The following is a 23,366-nucleotide window of genomic DNA, read 5'->3' as shown; positions in this document are numbered from 1 at the left end:
GTCTATGCCGCCATTTTCATGCAAGAATTGCGTATAACAAGTTTGGTTTGCACCTTGTAAGTCTGGTTTTCCGGATGCTTTTTGTTAATGATGTCGGTAAGCATCTTGGTTGCCACATACCCCATTTCAGCAATAAACTGATCGACGGTTGTTAATCCCATATATTTGGATTCGGTAATATTGTCGAAACCAATGACAGACAGATCATTGGGTATTCGCAACCCCATTTCTTCGGCGACCTGAAAGACACCCATTGCCATTTGATCGTTGGAAGCAAATATGGCGCTAGGGGGCTTCTCAAGCGTCAATAATTGTCGCGCACCGCTGGCGCCTGTTTCCGTTGTGTAATCACCTGAGGCGATTAGTTGTTCGTCAATGGGAATTCCTGCTTGTTTCAATGCATCACGATATCCCATTAAGCGGCGATTGGAACTTTCCAGTTCTGCGCGTCCGCTGATATATCCGATGCGCTTGTGCCCTAGCCCAAGCAGATACTCCATCGCTTCCATCGCACCCTGATAGTTGGTTGCATAGACTGCTGGATAATTCGGATTACTGGCAAGTGGGTCAATTGAAACGATGGGTGCATCGCTATAAAATTCCCCGGCTACTGGTGCCACAATAATTACACCATCTGAAATAGAGTTCGTTAATAAGGAAACATATTTTTGCTCGTGGGAGGCACGTCCACTTTTCCGAACATCACCGGTCGTGTACACCAATAGATCAAACTCAGACTCGGCAATTGCACGGTTGACACCCTTCATTACCTCAATTGCAAATGGGTAGGCAATATCTGGCATGATCAGTCCCACCAGATTTTTCTTATGACTCCGCATACTCCGCGCCGCCAGGTTGGTGGTGTAGCCCAAGGTGTCGATTACTGAAAGGATGCGCTCCTGCGTGTCGCTTGCAACATCCACCTTTCCGTTGAGCACACGCGAAACAGTCGAAACAGACACCTTCGCCTTTTTAGCCACATCCTGAATTGTCACCGTCCGTTTTTTCTTCGGCATACCAATTCCTCTTCGAAAATGATAGAATAGCGGTATCGTTACCGGTAACGATACCGCTATTATTGCACAGCCTGTTTGAAAAGTCAACTATTTTTAAGAATTGGATATAGTAATTCGGAGTCGTCTATGGGAAATTATCTGCCGGACAAGAAACTCTTCGACGTACATACCCACGCCTCAGGGCCTACGGGACGCCTGCCCCTGCAATCCGAATTTTTGACCAGCGCCCCAAGTGGGCACATCTTTGGTTGGACGCAGGATGCGGCAATGGGGTGGAATCCTTCTGATTTGGGAAAAGACGAATACCTTATCCTCAGTACGCAGGGAGGCATCCGTGCAGAAGATGGTTCTCCCATTGCGCTTGGATATCACACGGGGCACTATGAAGTAGGATTGCTTGCTCAAGCCGCCGCAAATGAGTTTAAACAAAACAATGTTATTCCTTTTGCAGGTTTTGTAAGTGATCCATGTGATGGACGTACTCAAGGCACCCCAGGCATGATGGATAGCCTTGCCTATCGTAACGATGCAGCAACCGTGTTACGCAGGTTGATTCGTTCCCTGCCAACTCGAAAAGGTGTTCTTGGCATTGCCACTTGCGACAAAGGCCTGCCCGCGATGATGATGGCACTTGCGGCACAAAAATCTTTGCCCTGTGTCATCGTTCCCGGCGGGGTGACACTGCTTCCAGAAAAAGGCGAGGATGCAGGGAAGATTCAGTCATTGGGATCGCGTTTTGCGCACGGGCTTATCTCGTTGGAAGAAGCCTCCGACTTCGGATGCCGTGCTTGCGCGTCACCCGGAGGTGGTTGTCAGTTTCTTGGAACAGCAGCGACTAGTCAGGTTGTGGCTGAGGCGTTGGGGCTTGCTATCACACACTCTGCGCTGGCTCCATCGGGTCAGGCGATATGGTTGGACATGGCGAGGCGCTCTGCGCATGCGTTGATGGAAATGTCGACCCAAAATATAACCACTGGCGACATTCTCACAGAGGACTCCATTCATAATGCCATGGTGACTCACGCCGCATTTGGCGGAAGTACGAATTTATTGTTGCATATCCCCGCTATCGCACATGCTGCGAGGTTATCGCGTCCCAGTATAGATGATTGGTCACGGATCAATCGCGCCACTCCCCGTCTTGTGGATGTGATACCTAACGGCCCAACTGGCTATGGCACAGTACAGGTTTTTCTCGCGGGCGGTGTTCCTGAAGTGATGCTGCATTTGCGCGAACTGGGCTTGCTTAAATTAAATGCCCATACTGTGAGCGGTACCACATTGGACGAATCACTTGATGAATGGCAACATAGCGAACGCCGAAAAAAGCTCCGCGAACGACTTCAGGAATTGGACGGCGTTGATCCCGATGATGTCATTATGAATCCAACAAAGGCGCTTGAGCGCGGGTTGACCAGCACGATCACATTTCTTACCGGGAACCTTGCACCGCAAGGAGCCGTTATAAAAAGTACCGCTATCGACCCCAGTGTTGTGGATGCCGATGGCGTGTATCGGAAAATTGGTCATGCTCGCGTGTTTACCAGCGAGCGCGCCGCGATTGCCGCGGTAAAAGGCTTGAGTGGGAATTCTGTCCATGCAGGTGACATTATTGCGCTTATTGGTTGTGGGCCCATGGGTACGGGGATGGAGGAAACCTATCAACTTACCGCTGCGCTGAAGTATCTGCCGCACGGCAATACGATTGCACTTATCACAGATGCACGTTTTAGTGGCGTAAGCACGGGTGCATGCATTGGTCACATTGGGCCTGAAGCGTTGGCGGGTGGTCCGCTTGGAAAGCTACGAGATGGGGATTTAATTCGGATCGTTGTAGACCGAGTAAATCTTTCAGGGTCGGTGGATCTGATAGTGAATGGTGATATAGCCAACGGAACTAACCTATTGAATTCACGCTCATCTCATCCAGACCTGAAGATAAATCCTGATCTGCCTGAGGATACACGTTTGTGGGCGGCGTTACAGAACATTAGCGGCGGCACATGGGGTGGGTGTGTATATGATGTCGATAAAATCCTTGAAAAAATTGGAGGTGCGTAATGCTGCTCACAAAACACAAAACAACAAGCGGATCACGCTGGGCGGTGGATGGGCATTTTCTTCCAGCGAGTTACAACTTGAGTACGCTGCTTGAAATGCGGCGCATGAAAATGCTTGAAGCGCTGACCAACTTGTCGGGCGGCGAATCAGCTTTCGGTGAGGATGAGGCGCCGATTGATCCATATCAGGAAGTATGGGCGGCTGGAGTCACTTATTTGCAAAGTCGTGATGCACGCAAAGCAGAATCCAAGGTGGCGGATATGTATCAAAAGGTCTATGAAGCAGAGCGGCCTGAGATTTTTTCAAAATCATTGGGGTGGCGTGTGTCAGGCAATGGTGGGGCGATACGTATTCGTAAGGATAGTCAATGGAATGTGCCCGAGCCTGAGTTGGTGTTGGCAATCAATCGATATAATGAAATTGTTGGTTATTGTGCTGGGAATGATGTTTCTTCACGCGATATTGAAGGTGAGAATCCGCTGTATTTACCGCAGGCGAAAATATACAACGGGTCCTGTGCCTTGGGACATGGTGTGTTGATTTGCGAGCCCGATGCTATTAGAGATATTCAGATTCGATTGGAAATTCAGCGGGCGGGTAAGACGATCTTCAATGGCGAGGCAAACACTTCCACCATGAAACGGACTTTCCCTGAACTGGTGGAGGCTCTCACGCGTGAATTGGATTTTCCACAGGGAGTCTTTTTGATGACGGGCACCTGCCTTGTGCCGGATAATTTCACATTGCAGCTTGAGGATGTGGTTTTGATCCAAGTGGGTCAAACAAAGATTCAGAACGTGGTTTCTGTTTAAAATAGTTTTCTATTCATGGCGTGTACGTTGACTGTATTTCATGTTTACCCAGCCGCCATCCTTTTGCAAGTTTTAAATAACCTCAATTCAGTTGTACCTAAACTATCTCGACAAGTTTTACTTAATTGTTGAAAGAAATTCCTTCTTCTTTTACTCCTGTGTTATTTTCCGAACAGTTGGTGGGGAAAATTAAGTAATAATACCTATGGTAACTGCGCAATTGCTTGGTTAATATATACACTCATTGGAGTGTAATATGTCCCTAGTCACCATTGTCCTCGTGGATGATCATAAATTAATAAGACAAGGTATTCGATCTTTGCTTGAAGCTCAACAACGATATGAAGTAGTGGGCGAGGCCAACGATGGACGGGAGGGATTTGAATTGATCGAACGTGTTTCCCCGGATATCGCAATTATCGATATGATGATACCGAATTTAAATGGAATTGAGATTGCACGGCTCGTAAATCAGCGTGGTCTACGTACAAAGATACTCATTCTAACCATGTGCGACACTGCCACATATGCTGTCCGTGCCCTGCAGGGAGGTGCCTTGGGGTACATACTGAAAGATTCGGATTTTTCCGAGATCCTGCATGCAATTCAGAATGTGTTGATCTCCAAAAGATATTTAAGTCCCGAAATCGCTGAGGAAGTGCTTGATCTGCTTTTAAAGGCAGGTGCTGGGAAGGAGGAGGATGCCTTGAATTTACTATCACCCCGCGAACGTGAGATCTTACAGCTTGTTGGGGAGGGAAAAACCAACTCGTCCATTGCAGACCAGTTGACATTGAGTATACGAACGGTTGAATCGCATCGTTTTAATACCATGAAAAAACTGCGCCTTAACTCGCACGCCGATCTGGTGAAGTTTGCCATCAACACCGGCCTTGTCACATCATCGCCCCATATTTGAGAATGAATTAAGAGAAAAAAATGATCTATCATTTGCCGACCATCCTAGTAATTGACGACGACCCCATTGTAAGGCAAACCATCAAAGCGCTCTTGACAGGCGATGATGTCCGCCTTGTCTTTGCCGAAGACGGAAAGAGCGGAATTGAAATTGCGCAAAAACTGCAGCCGGATGCCATCTTGTTGGATGTGATGATGCCCGGTATGAACGGTTATGAAGTTTGCCAAATTCTTCGGCAGGACCCAAATTTGAATGAGGTCCATATTGTCATGCTTACTTCTTTGGATGACCGGGATGCGCGTCTCACAGGATTTATGGCTGGTGTCGACGATTTCATCACCAAGCCCTTCGACAGACTTGAACTTCATTTACGGCTAAAGACTATCACCCGTATCAACCGGTATCGACGTTTGATGGCTGAGCGTGCACGCTTTTCCTGGATCGTGGAAAACAATAATGACGGCTATTTGCTCCTTAGCTCGGATGGAATTATTCAATACGCTAATTCAAGTGCCCAGACCTTCCTTCATCTTCCCCATGAATGTGCCGGGATCGATATTACCCCGCATATTTTAAAACATTATTCCCCATATCCCCTTGATATCTGGGATGAATGGCTTAAAACCCCGGCTCCATGTTACCTTGTTCAGACGGAAACTCTTAATGCGCGCGCCTACTGGCTGTTGCTGGAAGCGATCGATATGCCTGTAAAGAGCGATAACAGTCGTGTTGTTCGTGTTCGAGATGTTACAGAAACCATGTCCACGCATCACGATATGCGCAAGTTCCATAAGGCTGTCACTCACAAATTGCGCTCTCCCTTTTCCACACTTGTGATGAGTATGAGCATGCTGGAGAACAAACTGCAAACGATCTCTGAAGATGAGATCAAGGAGTTTGTACGGCTTTCCATGGATTCGATCAATTATCTGACTCGTGATGTGAACAGGGTTTTGGATTATATCGATACCCCGCTGGCGATGGAGAGCAGTATCCCTTTGGAAATTCGCTCCCTGCCTGAAATCATAAAATCTGCACAAGTTGAATTGGGTCTTAATGATATTCAATTGACCATTCATCCGGGCTTATCCGCTTCCTGTTTGGCAATCACAGATTACGCTTTTGAACTCGTGCTGGGTGAATTACTTGAGAACAGCAAGAAATTCCATCCAGAACAAACCCCTCGAATTGAGATCATGGTTGAACCTGTCGGTATGGAAAATATGATTCAGGTGGCGGTCAAGGATGACGGGATCCGATTGACGGCTGAACAACTTAATTGGGCGCGCCTGCCGTATTTTCAAGGCGAGAAATTTTTTACAGGCGAGACGCCCGGTATGGGGTTGGGTTTGCCTACAGTTACATCAATTATCTGGCAGGTGGGTGGACAGGTAACGATTTCCAATCGCGCAGATTGTCCCGGGGTTGTGGTTTCGTTGAGTATTCCGCTGGCGGATGAAGGATGATAAGTTGGAATTTATGGAATCCCATCTTTACACTCCAAATGATAGATTTTTATATTACCTAATCCAAACTCATACTTTGATCCGATTTTCACGAGAGTATATTCATCGAAGCTGTTCTGCAACCCGTCCACATAGAAATAGTCAACACCCTCTTTGCATAACCTTAATCCCTCGCTGGCAAAATCAATATTCCAGCTGATATTATGGTTTGTAATATCGTTGAATAGTTTTATTTTGCGTGTAGAGATTCCGGTAAATAATTCAACCCAGGCGCCGCCGTCAGCGGGTTGCAGGCTTCCGGTTTTTCCAGTGGCAGCGATTCCGATCAGCGCATCTTCGGGGATGTTGTTTTTCATCCAATGAAAAGAGAAGAGGTCGTTATCGTCCATAAAGATGCAGCAATCAGAGGGTTGATGGTTTTGTATGAAAATGGCATTGGACAAACAGATGAAAAAAACGATCGTAAAAAGCCTCTGCCTCCAGGATTCGAAAGTGTTTTTGGCAACAAGGCGAAGCCCGCCTTCAATACCCTGCCAGATCAGAAAACTGGCTGGTAAGTAGAAAAATACGATTAAGAACGGGCGATCAAATAGTGAGGAATAACGAACGGGAAGAAACGAAAGCGGCAGCGGTATGAGGATGCTGAGACCCATGGTCAAGAAGAAGGAAATAACTATCCAGGTTAGTGCAAAGTTGGAGTAAAAAGAGAATATGGTAAGTATAAGAAAAAGAAAACTGGGAAAGTATTGATATTGAGAGTCTGGAAATTTAAGCGCTAAAACAAGAACATGAAGCATAATCGCCCAGAGGACGATAATCATCATTTTATTCTCCGTGTTATTTTCTTTTATCTCTAATTTCTCTAAAATGGCGCTTGATTTGGAGTATAGGAAGATCGCTGGTATTGCCAGCAAAAACACGAAAAGGCTTCGGCTGTGCAGGGAGGTTGCTGATAGGACTGCAAGGAAGGTCAAAAAATATAGTTTTTTGGATAATACGGCCTTGTTGTCACAGTAGGCAATAAACAGTGTGAGTCCAAAAATGATCCCGGTCAAACTGGCAATAGACGGATATTTACCCCAATTGCTTGCATAAGCGGGGATGGTCAGGATTAACCCGGCGATACTCATTACTGCCCAGGCGGAAAGCGAATTTTTAGTCAGGATTCGCGTCAGTGGAAACACGGCTATGATGGCTAGGGATTGGAAGTATTGGCCAAGTAAAAGAATTGTTTGTTCAGCGGATGTGGAAGTACCGCCGCTAAGAAAAGCCGCAAGTGAGTGAAAGCCGACATGGTAATAATGCCTTGGATCAGATGAAAGCCTGTAAAAGGCTTGTGGTGCTTGCTCAGGATTTAGGAGATCCCGAACAATTTGCAAATGCAGGACCGAATCTGAATAGGCAGGGACCAATAGATCTCGAATGAATATCAACCGTAAAAGAAGAATGAATAGAAAGAATATTATTAATCCCGCCAGATTAAATGTCATAAGGCTGCGGAATTGATGTCTTTGCCATATCAATATCAGCAAAGCGATGACTGTAATAGCTATTCCCAATGCTGGGGAAGGCTTGATTCTTCCGATTGTTATCACAAGACTAAAAAGGGTGAACCCTAGTATGCCGCCTAAAAAAGACAGAACGGAAATTACGTCTTTGTCCAATAAAGCATCCGACATAAGCCACAAGGTCAGCACTGTAAAGGCTCCCTGTATAATCCACAAACTTAGAAAAAAGTTCCAATTTTGCAGAATATTTGTAATGCTGCCTTGTAACATCAAAATTGTGTTCACAGAGATTTCCTGTCGAATGGGTTAGGGGTAATTATTTCCTCCTGAACTTCTTTTTGTGGGTGAAGGCTCAACGTATTCTCGGATGTTAAATACCCCGGAACATATCGCATTATTTGTTGAGGATAAAAGTATCAGTTCGTTTTCTCCTACTGTAGTTGCGCCATTGCAGAAAAGCCTTCCTGGATAACCGACGAGTAGTTCGCATACAAACTTTTGACTTCCTACAAGTAATTGCGGGAGATTTAGTGGGTCTAATTCCTGCTTGAATTTAAAGGAAATGATCAGGCTTGCAGGCTGGGGCGAAATACCAAAGACGCAAATGTCTTCAGTACTATTGTCGCACATTTCCAAAGAACAGGAAGGCAGGCTTAATGTTGGTGTGGGGGGCATTGTGGATGTTGCTGGTATTAAAGTTGAAGTAGGTGATGCTGCTGCCTCCGTTGGAAGCGGAAGGGCTGGTGTAATGGTTTCTGAAGAAATGGGAGCAAGAATGAGTTTGGTAGGCGAAATAACGGCAGTGTGTATGAGTGTTGGTTCTGGTGATTTAACAGATAAAACTCCCAGCATCCCGTTTGAAGCTAGACCTGCCAGGCAGAGTAAGGTTAGTACCAACCCGCCAATTAATAGACCGACCAGCCAATTCTTTAATACCTTAGGCCTTGTAGTTGCAGATAAATTCTCTGTAATTGTGTTATTCCTGTCAGGAAGCTTGTTGCGAGTTGCTCCGGTTTGTCCATCACTATCCAACAACCCAGTGAAGGCCAGAATCACTTCATTCATGTTTTGATAGCGCTGACGAGGATCTTTGAAAAGTGCTTTAAGCAGCACCTTCTCCACGCCTTGAGGTAGATTACTGTTAAATTGACTTGGTCGGGGTAATGCTTCACTGGCTTGTTTTACTAATACGCCTACCGGGGTGTCGGCCTTGAATGGCTTGCGGCCGGTTACCATTTCGTAGAATACGATCCCTAAAGCATATATATCCACCCTATGATCGAATGTTTCACCCATTGCCTGTTCCGGCGACATATATTCAGGTGTTCCGATCATGACACTTGTCGAGGATAGGTCTTGTGTGGTTTCATCGCTTAATAATTTGACAATCCCGAAGTCAGAAAGAACAGGCTGTTTGATCTGGTTAATTAAAATATTGGAAGGTTTTACATCGCGATGGATGATCCCGCGTTGATGGGCAAACTCCAGAGCCTCAGCTATGGGCATGAGGAATTTGATGGCGTCCCTCCAGGAAATCGGGCGATTAGGCAATCTCTCTTTCAATGTGCCGCCTGGCAGATATTCCATCACAATGTATGGATTGCCTTGTACGTCGCCATAATCCAACACCTTGACAATGTTGGGATGTCCCAACTGTGCCAACGATTTGGCTTCGCGTTCAAACCGTACAACCGACTTTTTTGCCATTTCAGGCGTGAGCCGGTCAATGCGAATAATCTTAAGGGCAACATAGTTTTCAAGGCGTTTGTCGTAAGCCTTGTAAACAATCGCCATTCCGCCCTCCCCAGCTTTTTCGGCAATACGATAACGCCCAAAATCCTGTCCAATGATGTCTGTCATATGTTTCCCATAATTTTCGATTTTATTTCTTCCATATTGTCTCTGGCTATGGCCAAACGAAAAGGATGATCTTGTACCTACGGAGGGGAACTGGCACAGCGAAAGCCGATGCTGAGGAGAGTGTATGTTGGTTCGTACCGGTATCGGTTTGTCGTACGAACACCACTGGTGCTGCTGTCGAACGAGCCGCCACGCAATACCCGATATTGGCCAGAGTCCGGCCCCAATGGGTTGGATAACGGTGAATCCTGATAGTAGGTTTCGCTATACCAATCGCTTACCCATTCCCAAACATTACCGGCCATATCGTAAACTCCATACGGGCTTTCTCCACTTGTAAAGTTTCCAGCTATTGTCGTATCTCCAAAGCAGCTATCCTTGGGATCGTAATTCGCTTCATTACAGCTGATATCTTCTCCCCAAGGATAAGTTCTTTCGTCCATGCCTCGTGCGGCCTTTTCCCACTCGGCTTCAGTAGGCAGCCTTCTGCCCGCCCATTCGCAGTAGGTTTTTGCCATATTCCAATTTACATAGATGACAGGATAATCATCGAATTCAGAATTACCGTAATAAATGGAGCGCAGGCTTGAATCGGTTTCAATTGGGGAGGTGCATTGACCAGCTGTGACGCAAAGTGCATATTGCTGATTCGTCACCTCGGTTTGGTCGATCCAAAAGCCATCCAGATATATTGTATGAATTGGCTTTTCTTCATCTTTGCCTGTTTCGCTTCCCATGGTGAATTCACCTGCAGGCACATAAAGCAGGGTCATGCCATCGTTGCCTGTCATCGTTGATCCAATATCCAATTTGGGTGTGGCTGTTGGAAATGGTGTTCTGGTTGCTGTAGGATTAATTGTGACGGAAGGAGTCGTTGTATTGATTGGTATTGATGTGGAGGATGGCGTTGTAGTAGGGGGGACTTCTGTTGTTTTGTCACCTCTTGCCAGCCAGCCTATCAAAACACCGGTGAATACAATGCCAACCACGCCAAATGCGAGCCACAGTCGATTGAGGTTTTTCTGCTGTAAAAGCTGCGTGAGGTTTGTCGATGATGTTGGAGCGTTCGGCTGATTGTCGGCAATGTTGCGTGATTGATCGGCGTTTTCCAGTGCGTCAGCGAATTCGCTTATTTTTGAATACCGATCCTGTGGATCTTTGGCTAATGCTTTTAATAGAACACGCTCGACGATATCCGGTAAGTCGGCAATATACTGACGTGGTCGCGGCAATGGGTCGGTCATGTGTTTGAGAACCACTGCCATGGGGGTGTCAGCTGTATAGGGTTTGCGACCAGTTACGAGTTCGTAAAGAACGATTCCCAAAGAATAGATATCCGTTCGTGCGTCCACTTCTCTCCCCATGCCCTGCTCGGGAGCCATGTATTCAGGGGTCCCAATCCCAGTGCCTGAGCCTGTGAGTGTGAACTCTTCTTTCATCTCAAGGATTTTTGCAATCCCGAAATCGCTTAACATGGGCTGACCCTTTTCGGTCAGCAGGATGTTGGCGGGTTTTACATCGCGATGAATGATCTTTTGCTCGTGTGCATAATCCAGTGCGCCCGCAATTGGAAGCAGTAAACGCACGGCCTCTTGCCAGGGGATGGGCTTGCCCATTACCTGGCCTTTAAGTGTGCCACCGGGTAAATATTCCAAAACAAGGTAGGGTGCACCGTTATGCTCGCCATAATCGAGTACCTTGACGATATTTGGGTGAGACAGTTTGGCAAGAGCTTTGGCTTCACGTTCGAAACGCTTTAGCATGCGCTCCAGCAGGGTGGGACCGAAAAGATCGTTGCGGATCACCTTTATGGCAACATAACGATCCAATCGTGTGTCGTAGGCTTTGTAGACAGTTGCCATGCCACCCTCGCCCAGTTGCTCGAGGATCTGATACCGTCCAAGTGATTGACCGATTATATTTTGCATCGCAAGCCGTTTTCTTTATTATGTGGGATTTTTTATCTTTAGTGCGGCGACAGTGCCGCTAAAAAAGACGAGTGATAATATACCCAGCATCGCCCATGTGCTGAAGAGATGAGAGGTGGTGCGGTCATAGTTGATCGTGAATCCATATGGGGTGATAATATCCACTGGGTCTGGTTCCACGGTCACAGATTCGGTTACGGTTTCCTTGACCTCAACCAATTCATTTTCAATTACGGAGAGCATGGGGATGGGATTTACGCATCCATCCACTTGTTTCATCTCTGTGGATACGGTCACGGGTTCCCACCCGGGAGCTGGTTTGTCAACTTCAACAGATACTTCCTGTGTCACTGGATCAGGCTGGATGCGAGTTTGTGAAAGGGTATCTAGGTGTGCAAGATTTGCCGTAGTTCCCAAACCTTCCATGGTCCAGCGCGTGAGCGTAATGCTCGAAAGGCTTTTTGCGGCACCGGGCAAGTCAAAGATCACACCGGCAAATGTGATTTGTATGAACAGCAATCCCATAATGATATAGGTGACAGTATTTTCGTTTGAAGCAATTGCTGAGATCAGCAAACCCAGACAAATGGCTGTGATGACCCCAAGTAGCAATGTGATATACATTTCCAGCGAGATGGGAAGGAATACCCCAAAAGATGGAAACTTTACATTCCATCCTATGACCGCCAGAAACAAGGCGCATTGGAGGGCTGCAAATGCCGATAGCAAAGCAATTTTCGAAGCCAGATACGGTACAAGCCGCAAAAAGACCATTTTTTCCCGTCCAAAAATATTTCTTTCCTTTACAAGCTCATACGCTGACGAAAAAAGCCCAAGCATCACTGCCGTCAATGCCATAATGAAGAGAAGCTTTTGGCTGCTGCCTACAACAAGATAACTGGCGCTTTGTTCCCCAGCGGCGATGTCTGAATTAAGTTGCTGATTGATGACCTCCGCCGAGTCTCCAGTTAACCAGTTTGGTTCGGCAATTCCAAGGATAAGCAGAGCAAGAACTGGCATAAGGAATAAAAGAATGGTGCGCAGAGTTCTATCCCGAAACACAAGATTTGTATATCTTGCAAAGAGGATCGCAAATTGATAGATCGATTCGATCGGCGTAAACCACTTTTTTGAATTTCGCTGCTGGGTATTTGTGTTATTAATGCTTGCACCCGTTTGAATACGATCTGTGACATACTTTTTATAAAATGAAGACATGCGGAAACGCCTCTCCCATAGGATGGCCTTTTCCACAGCGATCGCGGGTTCAGAGTCGCTGATTTCCCTATAAATACCGGCAAAGTTATCGTTGCCCACCTCAAAAAAATCTCCAGCCAGATGCGGCGGACCATAATAGACCAGCCTGCCTTGTGACAGGAATGCGACCTGATGGCATTCCGTGATGTTGGCTGTGGCGTGAGTGACCAGAATGATCGTCTTGCCACTGTCAGCCAGCCCTCGCAGCATCTTCATCATTTTTTGTTCCAACCCGGGGTCGAGCCCGGAAGTGGGCTCATCCAGGAAGAAGAGGGGCGGATCTGCAAGTAATTCAACGGCAATACTGGCGCGTTTGCGTTGTCCGCCGCTAAGCTTTTTGATTTGTGTAGTTTTCTGTCCTTGCAATTCAACTTGTTTCAAGACATTGTCGATACGCTTTTCTATCTCTGCTGACGAAATATCGGTTGGCAGCCTCATCTGGGCGGAATAGCGCAAAGCCTGTACCACTGTCAGGTCCATGTGGAGAATATCATCTTGTGGAACGTAACCGATCATGGCGCGGTAGGCATCGTAATTTTCGTAGAGATCATCTCCCTCTACTTTCACTTTACCTGTGTGTTCCCGTAAAATCCCACTCAATGCCTTCATGACTGTGGATTTTCCCGCACCGCTTCCTCCAACCAGAGCGATAAATTCCCGCGGATAGCAGGATATGTTGACATCCTCCAGAATGCGTTTCTTTTTACCGTTGAACAAGACATTTAGGTTCAGATTTTTGATATCGTCCCACGTGATGGCGGAGGGAGCATCCCAGGTTAAGTGGAGGCCGTCCAGCCGCAAGCCTTCCGCGGCAAATGGCGTAACCTTTCCCTGTCCCTCGTAGATCAACCGATAGGATGCAATTTGGATAATGTCGCCTGCTCGTAATTTTTGCGGGTTGGTGATTCTTTTCCCGTTTAGGAATGTTCCATTTTTACTGTTGAGGTCAACAAGCTGCCATTCAGGCTGGGATGCTTGCAATGCGGCATGTCTGCGCGAAACAGAGGGGGATGGCAAATTGATATCTGCTTCAGGATCGCGGCCAATGATCTGATGATTTTTGTTGGAAGACGGCAGGGAGCGCATCTTTACCAGACCTGTGGTGGGTTCGCGCGGTTCTATGGCAGTATCCATCGCTGACGGGGAAGCTGATATCGCTGACTGGGGAGCCAGTTGAAAGGTGATTGTGATCGCGGTTTTTGGATTCCTGCCCATTTGCAAAGAAATGCCATCGCTCAGGGTAAATTTATCCACCTTTGAGCCGTTTATGTAGGTACCGTTTTTGCTTTGTAGATCTGTAATGATCCAATCCAGGCCATTAAATTCCAATAACGCATGCTGGCGCGATACAACTTCGGTGGCAATAACAATGTCGTTATCCTCTTGTCGTCCGATATTGTAGGACGTGCGAGTTAACTCAACCTGCCGCGCGGGTTGGCTGGGAACGTGAATCGTCATGACACCTTTTGTCGAACTGCCTGCCGCCATATTTTCCTCCTAGTTCACCTGGATTGTCCTATTTGGAGTTGTGTGTTCGGGAAAACTTGTATGGAATACACACAAGTTAATTTGTCTGCCCCCCTTCCCACATATTTCATCATTGTGTTCCCCGCAGACAGATTTGAGATGACTGTATTCTTTGCGTTCTCCCAAATATTGAATTCATTGAATTATACCAACGAGTAATCGATGTGATATCGCTCCTAAATAAAACCAACAGAATTGCAATCTTGAAAAAGAATTGACATTCCATTTGTGATGGGGCATTGATCAGCTATTAATAAGGTATCTCTTCCCTCTTGCTGCAAGTAAATTGCAGTCGGATACGACTCCACAGGTGGCGCAATGCCCGCCGTCGGGGCCGATTTCCAGTAGTTTTCCCTTTTGCACGAGCAGGTTAAGCATTGCAATCACAGCGGATGGTTGTGCTTGCAAGCTGCGGCTGATTTCCGAGAGACTCAAACCGTTTTCCTTGTTTTCAAGTAGTTTCAGAAGTTGATTGAGCACGGCCTTATCCAAACCCCAGCAGTTTCCCGCCTTGATAAACAAGGAAGGCGGCGACCCAGGCAATGGCTGTTTGATACACTGCAGATGTGACTGCCCATGAGTTTCCAAATTCATGTTTGATCGCGCCCAAGGTTGCTACGCACGGGACGTAGAGCAGTACGAATACCAGCAATGCAGTTGCGCTCAAGGGGGTGAACTCTCCTTGTAAAGCTACGCTCAAGGCGGTGTCTTCTGCTTGTTCGTTTTCGGGAATCAGGTTTACGCCGGGGAGAATGCTGACCAAGATTTTTCCCGAGTTGATGGATGCATCTACAAAACCATAGCCAATTTCGATCATGTCTTCGCTGAATGTAGTGGGTTCCGTGGGTGTCGCTGATTCGTTGCCTGTGTAGATCAAACTCATCGTGCTAACGACGATCTCTTTTGCAATGAAACCTGTCACCAGTGCGCCGCTGGTTTGCCAATTTCCAAAACCGAGCGGCGCAAAGATGGGGGAGATCACACCGCTGACCTTTCCAAAATACGAATCGCGTTGATTGGTCACGCCCCACGGCAGATTCAACAACAGCCACATGATGACCGAAGCGGCAAAGATAACCGTGCCCGCCTTGCGGATGAACTCGCGTGTGTTTTCCCACATATGAATGAGAACGCTCTTGAGTGCGGGTTGGCGGTAGGGAGGCAGTTCAAGCACAAACGCGGATGTAGAATCGGGCTTGAGCAGGGTTTTCGTAAAGACCATTCCCGCCAACATCGCAACAAGAATGCCCAGCGCATACATGGCCCAGATCACTGTCCCTGCGTGGCTGCCGAAGAACGCCAGACCAAATACAACGTAGACAGGGAGGCGTGCCGAGCACGACATCAATGGGACGAGGAGCGCGGTCAAAATCCTATCCCGACGGCTGGCAATGGTCCGAGTGGCATATACCGCAGGGACGGCGCATCCGAAGCCCAGGATCATTGGGATGAAGGATTTGCCATGCAGGCCCACGACGCGCATGAAACGGTCCATCACAAAAGCGGCACGCGACATGTAGCCCGAGTCTTCCAGCAGTGCGAGAAAAAAATACAGGATCAACAACCCGGGGACAAAGACCAGCACGCCGCCCACGCCTGCCACGATCCCGTCAATGACAAGCGAATGCATCCACGCGGGAGCCTGCAAAAGGTCCAGCAGGAACGAGAAGAGATGGGCGATCGGACCATTGATAACAGCGTCGGTCCAATCCAAAAACGGGGACGATACGTCGATCACCAATCGAAACATCACATACATGATGGTGAAGAAGAAAGGCAGGCCGAGCCATTTGTGTGTGACGATATCGTCGATGCGGTCGGTGAGGGTGATGCGGTCGATGAGCGGACGTTGCAGCGATTTGCGGACGATTCCGTTGATGAAACCGTAGCGGCGGTCGGCGGTGAGCAGATCCATGTCATCGCCAAGCATGGATTCGATTTGCTGTGCCCGATCCGCTGCGAATGCAATGACTTCAGTGCCGCCCTTTATGGTTTGGATCCGTTCGAGAATATCTTCATCTTTTTCCAGCAACTTGATGGCCAGCCAGCGTTTGGAGTATTGGCCTGTATCGAATTTCATTTTCTCGAAAGCTGCGAGCACGTTTTCGATCTCGTGTTCGATCTTTTCGCCATAATCAAGTTGAAAGAGATGCTGCGATGATAGGTTGGACATGATGCCTCTTTAATTTTTGTGCGCAGCCTGAATGGCTTTGCCGATGAGATCGGAAATTCCCCTGCCTTTGTTTGCTGCCGTGAATATGATCGGAATGTTGCCCAGAAATTGTGAGAGATTTTCGACGTTGATCTTTGAACCGCCTTTGTTCAGAGCGTCGGTCATATTCAGCGCCAGCACCACGGGCACATCGAGTTCGAGCAATTGCACAGTGAGATACAGATTGCGTTCAAGATTGGTGGCATCGATCACGTTGATGACCACGTCGGGTTTTTCCTGAATAATGAAATCGCGGGCGATGATCTCTTCAGGGGAATAGGCGGTGAGGCTGTATGTGCCAGGCAGGTCAACAATATTGATGGTCATATCGCCGTGTTCGATCTCGCCCTCTTTTTTTTCAACGGTTTTTCCAGGCCAATTCCCCGTGTGTTGATGTAATCCCGTCAGCAGGTTGAAGATGGTGGTCTTGCCTGCGTTGGGATTCCCAGCCAGTGCAATGGTGAGGTCTGCCATTAGCTGTCTCCATTCAAGCTGACTTCGATTTGTGCGGCTTCCTCCCTGCGAAGCGCCAGATGATAGCCTTTGATGAAGTACTCCACCGGGTCGCCCAGCGGTGCGTTGCGTTCGATCAGGATCGTTTCCCCTTTGACGATTCCCATTTCAATGAAACGGCGGCGCAAAGAGCCTGCCCCGTTGATGCGTAGAATGGTTGCCCTTTGGCCGGGTTGTAGTAAATGCAGTTGGATCGAATCGGGCATTGCTTTGTTTCCTTGTTTATTTTATTGATTGTTCTGAAAAGGACTTTTTGCTAACTTACTTTCACGACAATGAATTCCGCCATTGCCAGCCCCAGGGCCACTTCTTTTCCATTCACTTGCAAAGTGAGCGGACCTTGAAGTGGAGCGGCTTCCACAAGTTTCAACTTGCGCCCCGGGAGAATATCGCGCTCGTATAAATATTTCAGCACATCGGTTGCGGTGGCGTTCACTGCCAGCACATCGACGGTTTTGCCTGTTTGTATTGTGCTGAGCGGCACGCCTTCCAGTGGTGTGAACGAACCATCCGTTGCAGGGATCGGATTACCGCGCGGGCATGTTTTGGGATTTCCCAAAAAAACAGCCAACGCCTCGGTCACTTCGGGGGCGGTGGCATGTTCAAGAGAACAGGCGAGTTCATAAATTTTTGTCCATTCGATCTTCAAATGCTCGTATAAAAAACATTCCCACAAACGCTGCCGCCGCACCACATTGCAGGCCGCCTTGCGTCCCTTTCGTGGTCAATGCCACACCTTTGTAGGGTGTGTGTGCCATCAAGCCCTGCTCGCTCAGCCTGCGCACCATTTCATTTGCCGAGACAGGCGTTACACTCAACCGCTCAGCCAAACGACCCACAGCCACCTTGTCACGGTCGCTTAATTCAAGCATCGCTTTCAAATACATCTCCGTGCTTTCGCTTAAATACTGGATGGTCATAAGGCTGGCCTCTCAAAAATGTTATGGCTGACCTTATTATTTCAGAGACCCCTGTTTTTGGACATGGACGGATGTCATTATCTTTTATGAAGGAAGTCCATCGTTTCAAACCGCCCTGAAACCTGCTCCCGTTAAACGAACAGATTCTCCCCGGAGGGAGAATCTGCAAAAACCTCAAGTCAGTGGGCGTTTACTTTGCCCTGTGATTTGCCAATACCTGCTCAATTTCCTTGATGTGATATTCGCGATGCCCATTGCGCTCGAACTTGAACTGGACATTGGCATCCTGTATCTTTTTCACCAATTCGTCTGAGGCTGCTTCGATTTCACTGTCAATTTCCAGCGCAGCCTGCAGGGCGAGTTCTGCCGCAACGCGGGGAGGAAGCGCCAGACATATCGGTTTTTGCGCTTCGTTGATCGCATCCACATCATAAGGTGAAGGGGCGATCTCGTTTTCCTGCCAATGATTCAACAGATACAGGATTCGAAAATCCCAGAACGCCACATGTGCAAACGTTGCTGCGACTGTCCAGCCAGCAACGGCAGGCAGAGCAAGTTCTTCGTCACTCATGCCTTCGATGAGTTTGCGCATTTTTTCGCGCGATGCGTTGTTTGCAGTTTGAAAATCCCTGTTCATGGTCATTTGCCCTTCGGAAGGATTGCCCCAGTTTCGGCTATGTATTTGCGGTATTCATCGCCAAAGGTATCCAGCATCATCTGCTCTTCAGCGCGGACCCGCAGAATATAGAATGGAATGAAAATCAGCAGATTGAGAAACCCGGCAATCCAGTTTTGCAGAAGCAACGGCTGGGCAATGACCCAAACCCACTGCGAGGCATACATCGGGTGGCGGATATAACCGAAGATCCCATTTTTGATGAGCGTATGCTCCTTGCGGATCTCCAGCGACGGCGACCAATTCAACCCTAAATCTGCGTGAGCGCGCCAGAAGATGACAAGCGCGCAGACCATTAAGGCCGTACCCAGCCAGCCTGCCCAGGCGGGCAGGGAGTAATTTGCAAAATCGAGCCAACTGGTTGTCGAATAGATCAATGGGACGAAGAACATTCCGAGAAACAGAACGCCAAGCAAGGTCTTTTCCTGTGTGGAAACCCTTTGTTCTGACTTCGCCTCTTTGCGTTGTTTTTTGCTGATCGGGGCGCGGATCACCATTTCAGCGATGATGGCGATCCAAAAGATGGCTTTGAAAATGGTCATTTCCAACCTCGGTTATTCGTTCTTTTCCACCACGATCGTGGCCTCGGTCAGGAGTGCTGCAACCGCTCCGATGGCGGCCAGTTGCGGGGCCAGTAATACCCCGACGATCCCAAAGGTCATGGGAATCTCCATCACGGTCTTTCCCTCCTTGTCCTTGATGATGATCTTGCGGATATTTCCTTCGTGAATCAACTCTTTTATCTTGGCGATCAATTTCTCGCCTTCTACTTTGAATTCTTCAGTGCGAAAACTATCAGGCATTTTGCTCTCCTTTGTAAAAGATCATTCAAACCATTTCTCGTCCAGCGCAGGCCATTCATCTGATTGGTCGGCGCGCGCTTCCCAGTTTTCTTTCCCGCTCCACGATTCGATCTCGATCGCGTAGATGGATGTAGCTCGTAATTCCTTATCGGTGATCTCGCGGTATTCCTTTCCCGCGGTCATCTTTGGAAAATATTTGCTGATGAGGCCGTATAACAGTTGCTTTGCCTCGCTCGGGTCGCTGATAAGGCGCGCCTCGCCAAAGACAACTGCGCTGCGATATTGGAGCGAGAACTCAAGCGCAACATTCGACGGTAGCAGTTTTCCCAACTCGCTTACTTCCAAACATACCTTTGGGTTGGCTTCAATATTCGAGCGCACTCGCCCCGCAATATTCGAGTGGAAGACGATCTGATGGTTTTCTTCATCGAACCAGAACGTGGTCGGGTTGATGAAAGGCTGGTTGTCGTAAGACGACGCAATATGTCCAACCTGCGCTACTTTAAGGAGGGCGCCGATCCATTCATCATCGCGCGTCAAATGCGGCCTTCTTTGAAATGCGGTGGGCGGCTGGCCGAGATAGTTACGAGTCATGGTGTTTGTCCAATTCCTTTTGCAGGCGTATTTTTTCGAGCTTTAATTGCCTTTTGTATACCCATAGCTGCAGGAAGAAGGCGAGCAGCCCCAGCGAAACGGAGTAGGCCCAGTTGCACAGAGCGCAGTTATATTGAATTCCCTTCTGAAAGAAAAAGACACCCGTTCCAAAGGTCAATGCGCTCAAGATGGCCACTTCCACAGTCTGTAAATATGAAACGCTGTTTGGCTTGTAAAGATCGGGCGCGCTTTGAATACGCCATTTGAAGGCCTGCGCCAGTGATTTATCTCTGGCGATCATGAATTCCTTGATCCTATCCATGGCGATCAGAGATTCAAACCAGGCCACTCTTAGGCGGGTCAATTGCAGGATGGTAGTCGTGCCCAGCAGGGTGAGCAATAGAAATAGAATACTGAAAAGGATGTTGATCAAACCTTTATCGAGAATATTGCTGACGAATTGTGTGCTAAGCAACGCCGCCACAAGAGAACCGACTGCCACGAGATAAAAGGATGAAACCCGGGCGCGGTCTTCATTGGACTGTGCCGCTGTTTCTGCAATGTAGTTGTATTCTGCGATCAGAATGTCCATTGAATCTTTTGATAGCGGGGATGCTTTTTGAGAAGATTTGGCTGGCATGTCTTTATTATAACGCCGATAAAAAAGCCCGATGGTTGCGGCCATCGGGCTTGATTTGCATAAATATTTTTCTCTAGATCTTGAACGCCCATTCGCCTTTTCGCATAATGGGTTCGCGTTTTCCATTTGCAAGAATGCCGTCAATGTCCATGTCTTTTGAGCCGATCATGAAATCGGTGTGGATGATGCTGTGATTGCCGCCGCGCTTTTGGAATTCGGCTTCAGTCAGTTTACCTCCGCCTTTCATCGTAAAACGATAGGCGGCCCCGAGTGCGATGTGGCTGGCGGCATTTTCATCGAAGAGGGTGTTGTAGAAGAGATGTCCGCGTCGGCTGATGGGTGAGCTATTCGGGACCAGAGCAACTTCCCCGAGGTGTGATCCGCCTTCGTCGGTTTCGATCAACTTCTGCAGAGTCTCCCCATTCTTTTTGGCGGTGACCTTCACAACCTTGCCTTTTTCGAATGTAAGCGCGAAGTCTTCCACTGTCTTACCCGAAACAACCAGCGGACGAGATGCACTGACTACGCCGTCAACCTTGCCTTTGTGGGGCATGGTGAACACTTCTTCGGTGGGCAGGTTGGCTGTGAAACTAATCCCATTTTCGGCTTTACTTTGAGCGGCGATCCATAGATGCTGGCTGGGCAGGCCAACGGTGAGGTCGGTACCGGGAGCTTTGTAATGCAGGGCTGTGTAGCGCTTCTTGTTTAGGTAAGTGCTTCTGGCAGTTAATTCCTTTATATGTTTTTCCCAGGCGGCGACAGGATCGCGTTGATCCACGCGACAGGTTTGGAAAATGGCTTCCCATAATTTTTCCTGTGCCTTTTCAGTGGACATTTTTGGGAAGACTTTCTTCGCCCAATCTGCTGCGGGGTAGGAGATCACGCACCAGTTGATGGCATCGCGCATGATGGCTTGCATCGGCTTGCGCATTTTTGTGCCCATTGTCTTGCGATAGATGGCGATGGCTTCGGGGTCCACATCTGCAAGCAGGTCTGGGTTTTCAGAGGTGATACCGATGTAGGCATCTCCATCCTTGATAATACTTGTGTAGGCTGGGACGATCCACGAAGGCACGTCAGTGAGATTCTCGCGGGAACTCATCTTCATGCGGGTGTGATGCACCTCGTCGTCGCCATAAAATACGTGGACGAGTTTTGCTCCGTTTGTGTAAGCGCTTTTCGTTATGGCGCGTACCAGCGGATAATCTGTGATGCCCGCGGCAATGAACAGGCGCTGGCCTGCGCGCAGGTTGACGCCGATCTTAACGATCACGTCGGCATATTTTTCAAGAGACTTCTGAAATTCAGCGTTATTCATAAATCCTCCAATGTGGATTGAGTTAGGGGTTGCTGTTCAGTATGGCTTCACTTATACGTTGAATGCCCATTCGCCTTTTCGCATGACAGGTTCGCGCGAACCGTCCTGTTTGATTCCGTCGATATCCATCTCCGCAGACCCGATCATGAAGTCCACGTGGATCAGACTCTTGTTTCCGCCGCGCGATGTGAATTCATCATCGGTCATATCTGCTCCGCCTTGCATCGATGTTTTGTAGGCGTTGCCCAACGCAAGGTGGGACGACGCATTTTCATCGAAGAGGGTATTGTAGAAAAGGATTCCGCTCTGGCTGATGGGTGAACTATTGGGGACGAGAGCCACTTCGCCGAGGCGGCCTGCGTTTTCATCCGTTTCGATGAGTTTGCGGAGATCGGTTTCGCCTTTTTTCGCGGAGGAATTAACCGCGCGTCCGTTTTCGAAACGGATGCTGAATTCCTCCATCAAGACGCCTTGATTATTCAATGGAAGGGTGGCGGTGACAATGCCATCGACCCTGTCTTTGTGCGGCAGGGTGAAGACTTCCTCGGTGGGAAGATTCACCGTGCCGGTAATCCCATTGGTGAAGGATTCCTGCGCACCTCCCCAAACGTGATCCTCTGGCAGGCCGATGGTCAGGTCGGTGCCGGGTGCTTTATAGCGCAGGCTGGTATATTTTTTGTGATTAAGGTAATCCTTGTATTTGTCCAGCTTTTGGATGTGTTCTTTCCACGCTTGTACCGGATCTGGGGTGTTAATGCGGCAGGCGCTAAAGATCGCTTCCCATAACTTTTCTTGAGCTTCCTCTACGGGAAGATCGGGAAATACCTTTTTGGCCCAAGCAGGGGTTGCCGTGGACACGACGCACCAGTTGGAGTGGTTGCTGTATTTGCGAAGAGGCTCGCCGATTTTTTGCGACAATGTTTTTCTGGTGATGGCGATGCGGTCTGAGTCGATGCCGTTGTACAGATCTGGGTTAAGTGAGTGAAAGGCGAGTTCGGCATCACCGCGCTTGTAATATTCTTCGTAGCGGTGGAGCAGCCATTCGGGCAGGCTGGTCAGCGTTTCAGGGTCGGCATATTGCAAGCGGATGCGTTTGATGTTTTCATCGTCCCAAAGAACATCCACGTATCTTGCGCCGGCTTTGTATGCACTTTCGGCGACCTTTCGGATGAATGGCGCGTCTTCGATAATTCCCCGAATGGACAGGCTCTGGTCACTTCGCAGATTCAGGCCGACCTTGACGACGACATCGGCGTATTTTTCGAGGAGTCGGTCGAATTCCTGTTTGTTCATGATTCACCTTTAATTATTGAGATAAAAAACTCCCGCCGAATGA

The 23,366-nt window shown here is 48.2% G+C and carries 22 protein-coding genes; 4 read left to right on the top strand and 18 right to left on the bottom strand.

Annotation, left to right across the window (positions count from 1 at the left end; translation table 11 throughout):
• Positions 1 to 2 precede the first annotated feature (2 nt).
• The gene (locus IPI86_RS09935) at positions 3 to 1,016 is read right to left on the bottom strand and encodes a LacI family DNA-binding transcriptional regulator (protein ID WP_345297845.1); all 1,014 of its coding nucleotides are present in this window, start codon (positions 1,014 to 1,016) and stop codon (positions 3 to 5) included.
• Between the two features lie 126 nt (positions 1,017 to 1,142).
• On the opposite strand from IPI86_RS09935, the gene IPI86_RS09930 reads away from it, so the two are divergent.
• From IPI86_RS09930 to IPI86_RS09915, 4 genes are all read left to right on the top strand, one after another.
• The gene (locus IPI86_RS09930) at positions 1,143 to 3,077 is read left to right on the top strand and encodes a YjhG/YagF family D-xylonate dehydratase (RefSeq protein WP_345297844.1); all 1,935 of its coding nucleotides are present in this window, start codon (positions 1,143 to 1,145) and stop codon (positions 3,075 to 3,077) included.
• Positions 3,077 to 3,889 carry a fumarylacetoacetate hydrolase family protein gene (locus IPI86_RS09925; protein ID WP_345297843.1) on the top strand — a complete coding sequence of 271 codons (813 nt, stop codon included), beginning with the start codon at positions 3,077 to 3,079 and terminating at the stop codon, positions 3,887 to 3,889. The genes IPI86_RS09930 and IPI86_RS09925 overlap by 1 nt, the downstream gene beginning before the upstream one ends.
• Positions 3,890 to 4,145: 256 nt before the next feature.
• Positions 4,146 to 4,808, top strand: coding sequence for a response regulator transcription factor (locus IPI86_RS09920; protein WP_345297842.1), 663 nt, complete (start codon positions 4,146 to 4,148; stop codon positions 4,806 to 4,808).
• A 20-nt stretch (positions 4,809 to 4,828) separates the two neighbouring features.
• Positions 4,829 to 6,274: a response regulator gene (locus IPI86_RS09915; RefSeq protein ID WP_345297841.1), complete on the top strand. Its 1,446-nt coding sequence runs from the start codon at positions 4,829 to 4,831 to the stop codon at positions 6,272 to 6,274.
• 11 nt (positions 6,275 to 6,285) lie between these two features.
• Here the strand turns inward: IPI86_RS09915 and IPI86_RS09910 are convergent, their stop codons facing one another.
• The 17 genes from IPI86_RS09910 to IPI86_RS09830 form a co-directional block, all read right to left on the bottom strand.
• Entirely contained in the window at positions 6,286 to 8,067 is a 1,782-nt protein-coding gene (locus tag IPI86_RS09910) for a hypothetical protein (RefSeq protein WP_345297840.1), read from the bottom strand.
• A 21-nt stretch (positions 8,068 to 8,088) separates the two neighbouring features.
• The gene (locus tag IPI86_RS09905) at positions 8,089 to 9,642 is read right to left on the bottom strand and encodes a serine/threonine-protein kinase (RefSeq protein WP_345297839.1); all 1,554 of its coding nucleotides are present in this window, start codon (positions 9,640 to 9,642) and stop codon (positions 8,089 to 8,091) included.
• A 77-nt stretch (positions 9,643 to 9,719) separates the two neighbouring features.
• The gene (locus IPI86_RS09900) at positions 9,720 to 11,570 is read right to left on the bottom strand and encodes a bifunctional serine/threonine-protein kinase/formylglycine-generating enzyme family protein (protein ID WP_345297838.1); all 1,851 of its coding nucleotides are present in this window, start codon (positions 11,568 to 11,570) and stop codon (positions 9,720 to 9,722) included.
• 18 nt (positions 11,571 to 11,588) lie between these two features.
• Positions 11,589 to 14,315: an FHA domain-containing protein gene (locus IPI86_RS09895; protein WP_345297837.1), complete on the bottom strand. Its 2,727-nt coding sequence runs from the start codon at positions 14,313 to 14,315 to the stop codon at positions 11,589 to 11,591.
• Between the two features lie 282 nt (positions 14,316 to 14,597).
• Complete coding sequence (locus tag IPI86_RS09890; RefSeq protein ID WP_345297836.1) at positions 14,598 to 14,834, bottom strand: FeoC-like transcriptional regulator; 237 nt, start codon at positions 14,832 to 14,834, stop codon at positions 14,598 to 14,600.
• Positions 14,835 to 14,838: 4 nt separating this feature from the next.
• Entirely contained in the window at positions 14,839 to 16,527 is a 1,689-nt protein-coding gene (gene feoB, locus IPI86_RS09885) for a ferrous iron transport protein B (RefSeq protein WP_345297835.1), read from the bottom strand.
• A gap of 9 nt (positions 16,528 to 16,536) precedes the next feature.
• Positions 16,537 to 17,040, bottom strand: coding sequence for a FeoB small GTPase domain-containing protein (locus tag IPI86_RS09880; RefSeq protein WP_345297834.1), 504 nt, complete (start codon positions 17,038 to 17,040; stop codon positions 16,537 to 16,539).
• Positions 17,040 to 17,285, bottom strand: coding sequence for a FeoA family protein (locus tag IPI86_RS09875; RefSeq protein WP_345297833.1), 246 nt, complete (start codon positions 17,283 to 17,285; stop codon positions 17,040 to 17,042). Before IPI86_RS09875 ends, IPI86_RS09880 begins: the two co-directional genes overlap by 1 nt.
• A 50-nt stretch (positions 17,286 to 17,335) precedes the next feature.
• Positions 17,336 to 17,770, bottom strand: a complete 435-nt coding sequence (locus tag IPI86_RS09870) for a metal-dependent transcriptional regulator (protein ID WP_345297832.1) — start codon at positions 17,768 to 17,770, stop codon at positions 17,336 to 17,338.
• On the bottom strand, positions 17,700 to 17,999 hold the full coding sequence (locus tag IPI86_RS09865; RefSeq protein ID WP_345297831.1) for a metal-dependent transcriptional regulator: 300 nt from the start codon (positions 17,997 to 17,999) through the stop codon (positions 17,700 to 17,702). The genes IPI86_RS09870 and IPI86_RS09865 overlap by 71 nt, the downstream gene beginning before the upstream one ends.
• A 190-nt stretch (positions 18,000 to 18,189) precedes the next feature.
• Positions 18,190 to 18,636, bottom strand: a complete 447-nt coding sequence (locus tag IPI86_RS09860) for a DinB family protein (protein WP_345297830.1) — start codon at positions 18,634 to 18,636, stop codon at positions 18,190 to 18,192.
• A gap of 2 nt (positions 18,637 to 18,638) precedes the next feature.
• Entirely contained in the window at positions 18,639 to 19,217 is a 579-nt protein-coding gene (locus IPI86_RS09855) for a protein-S-isoprenylcysteine O-methyltransferase (RefSeq protein WP_345297829.1), read from the bottom strand.
• Between the two features lie 12 nt (positions 19,218 to 19,229).
• The gene (locus IPI86_RS09850; protein ID WP_345297828.1) at positions 19,230 to 19,478 is read right to left on the bottom strand and encodes a DUF4342 domain-containing protein; all 249 of its coding nucleotides are present in this window, start codon (positions 19,476 to 19,478) and stop codon (positions 19,230 to 19,232) included.
• Between the two features lie 21 nt (positions 19,479 to 19,499).
• Entirely contained in the window at positions 19,500 to 20,072 is a 573-nt protein-coding gene (locus tag IPI86_RS09845) for a pyridoxamine 5'-phosphate oxidase family protein (RefSeq protein ID WP_345297827.1), read from the bottom strand.
• Positions 20,062 to 20,664 (bottom strand): hypothetical protein, encoded by a 603-nt coding sequence (locus tag IPI86_RS09840; protein WP_345297826.1) that lies wholly within the window; start codon positions 20,662 to 20,664, stop codon positions 20,062 to 20,064. Before IPI86_RS09840 ends, IPI86_RS09845 begins: the two co-directional genes overlap by 11 nt.
• A 121-nt stretch (positions 20,665 to 20,785) precedes the next feature.
• Positions 20,786 to 22,030 carry an aminopeptidase gene (locus IPI86_RS09835; protein WP_345297825.1) on the bottom strand — a complete coding sequence of 415 codons (1,245 nt, stop codon included), beginning with the start codon at positions 22,028 to 22,030 and terminating at the stop codon, positions 20,786 to 20,788.
• 51 nt (positions 22,031 to 22,081) lie between these two features.
• Positions 22,082 to 23,323: an aminopeptidase gene (locus tag IPI86_RS09830; RefSeq protein ID WP_345297824.1), complete on the bottom strand. Its 1,242-nt coding sequence runs from the start codon at positions 23,321 to 23,323 to the stop codon at positions 22,082 to 22,084.
• Positions 23,324 to 23,366: the final 43 nt, after the last annotated feature.

The organism is Candidatus Villigracilis affinis, from assembly GCF_016705895.1.
GTDB lineage: Bacteria > Chloroflexota > Anaerolineae > Anaerolineales > Villigracilaceae > Villigracilis > Villigracilis affinis.
This window is presented reverse-complemented; position numbering and strand designations above follow the sequence as displayed.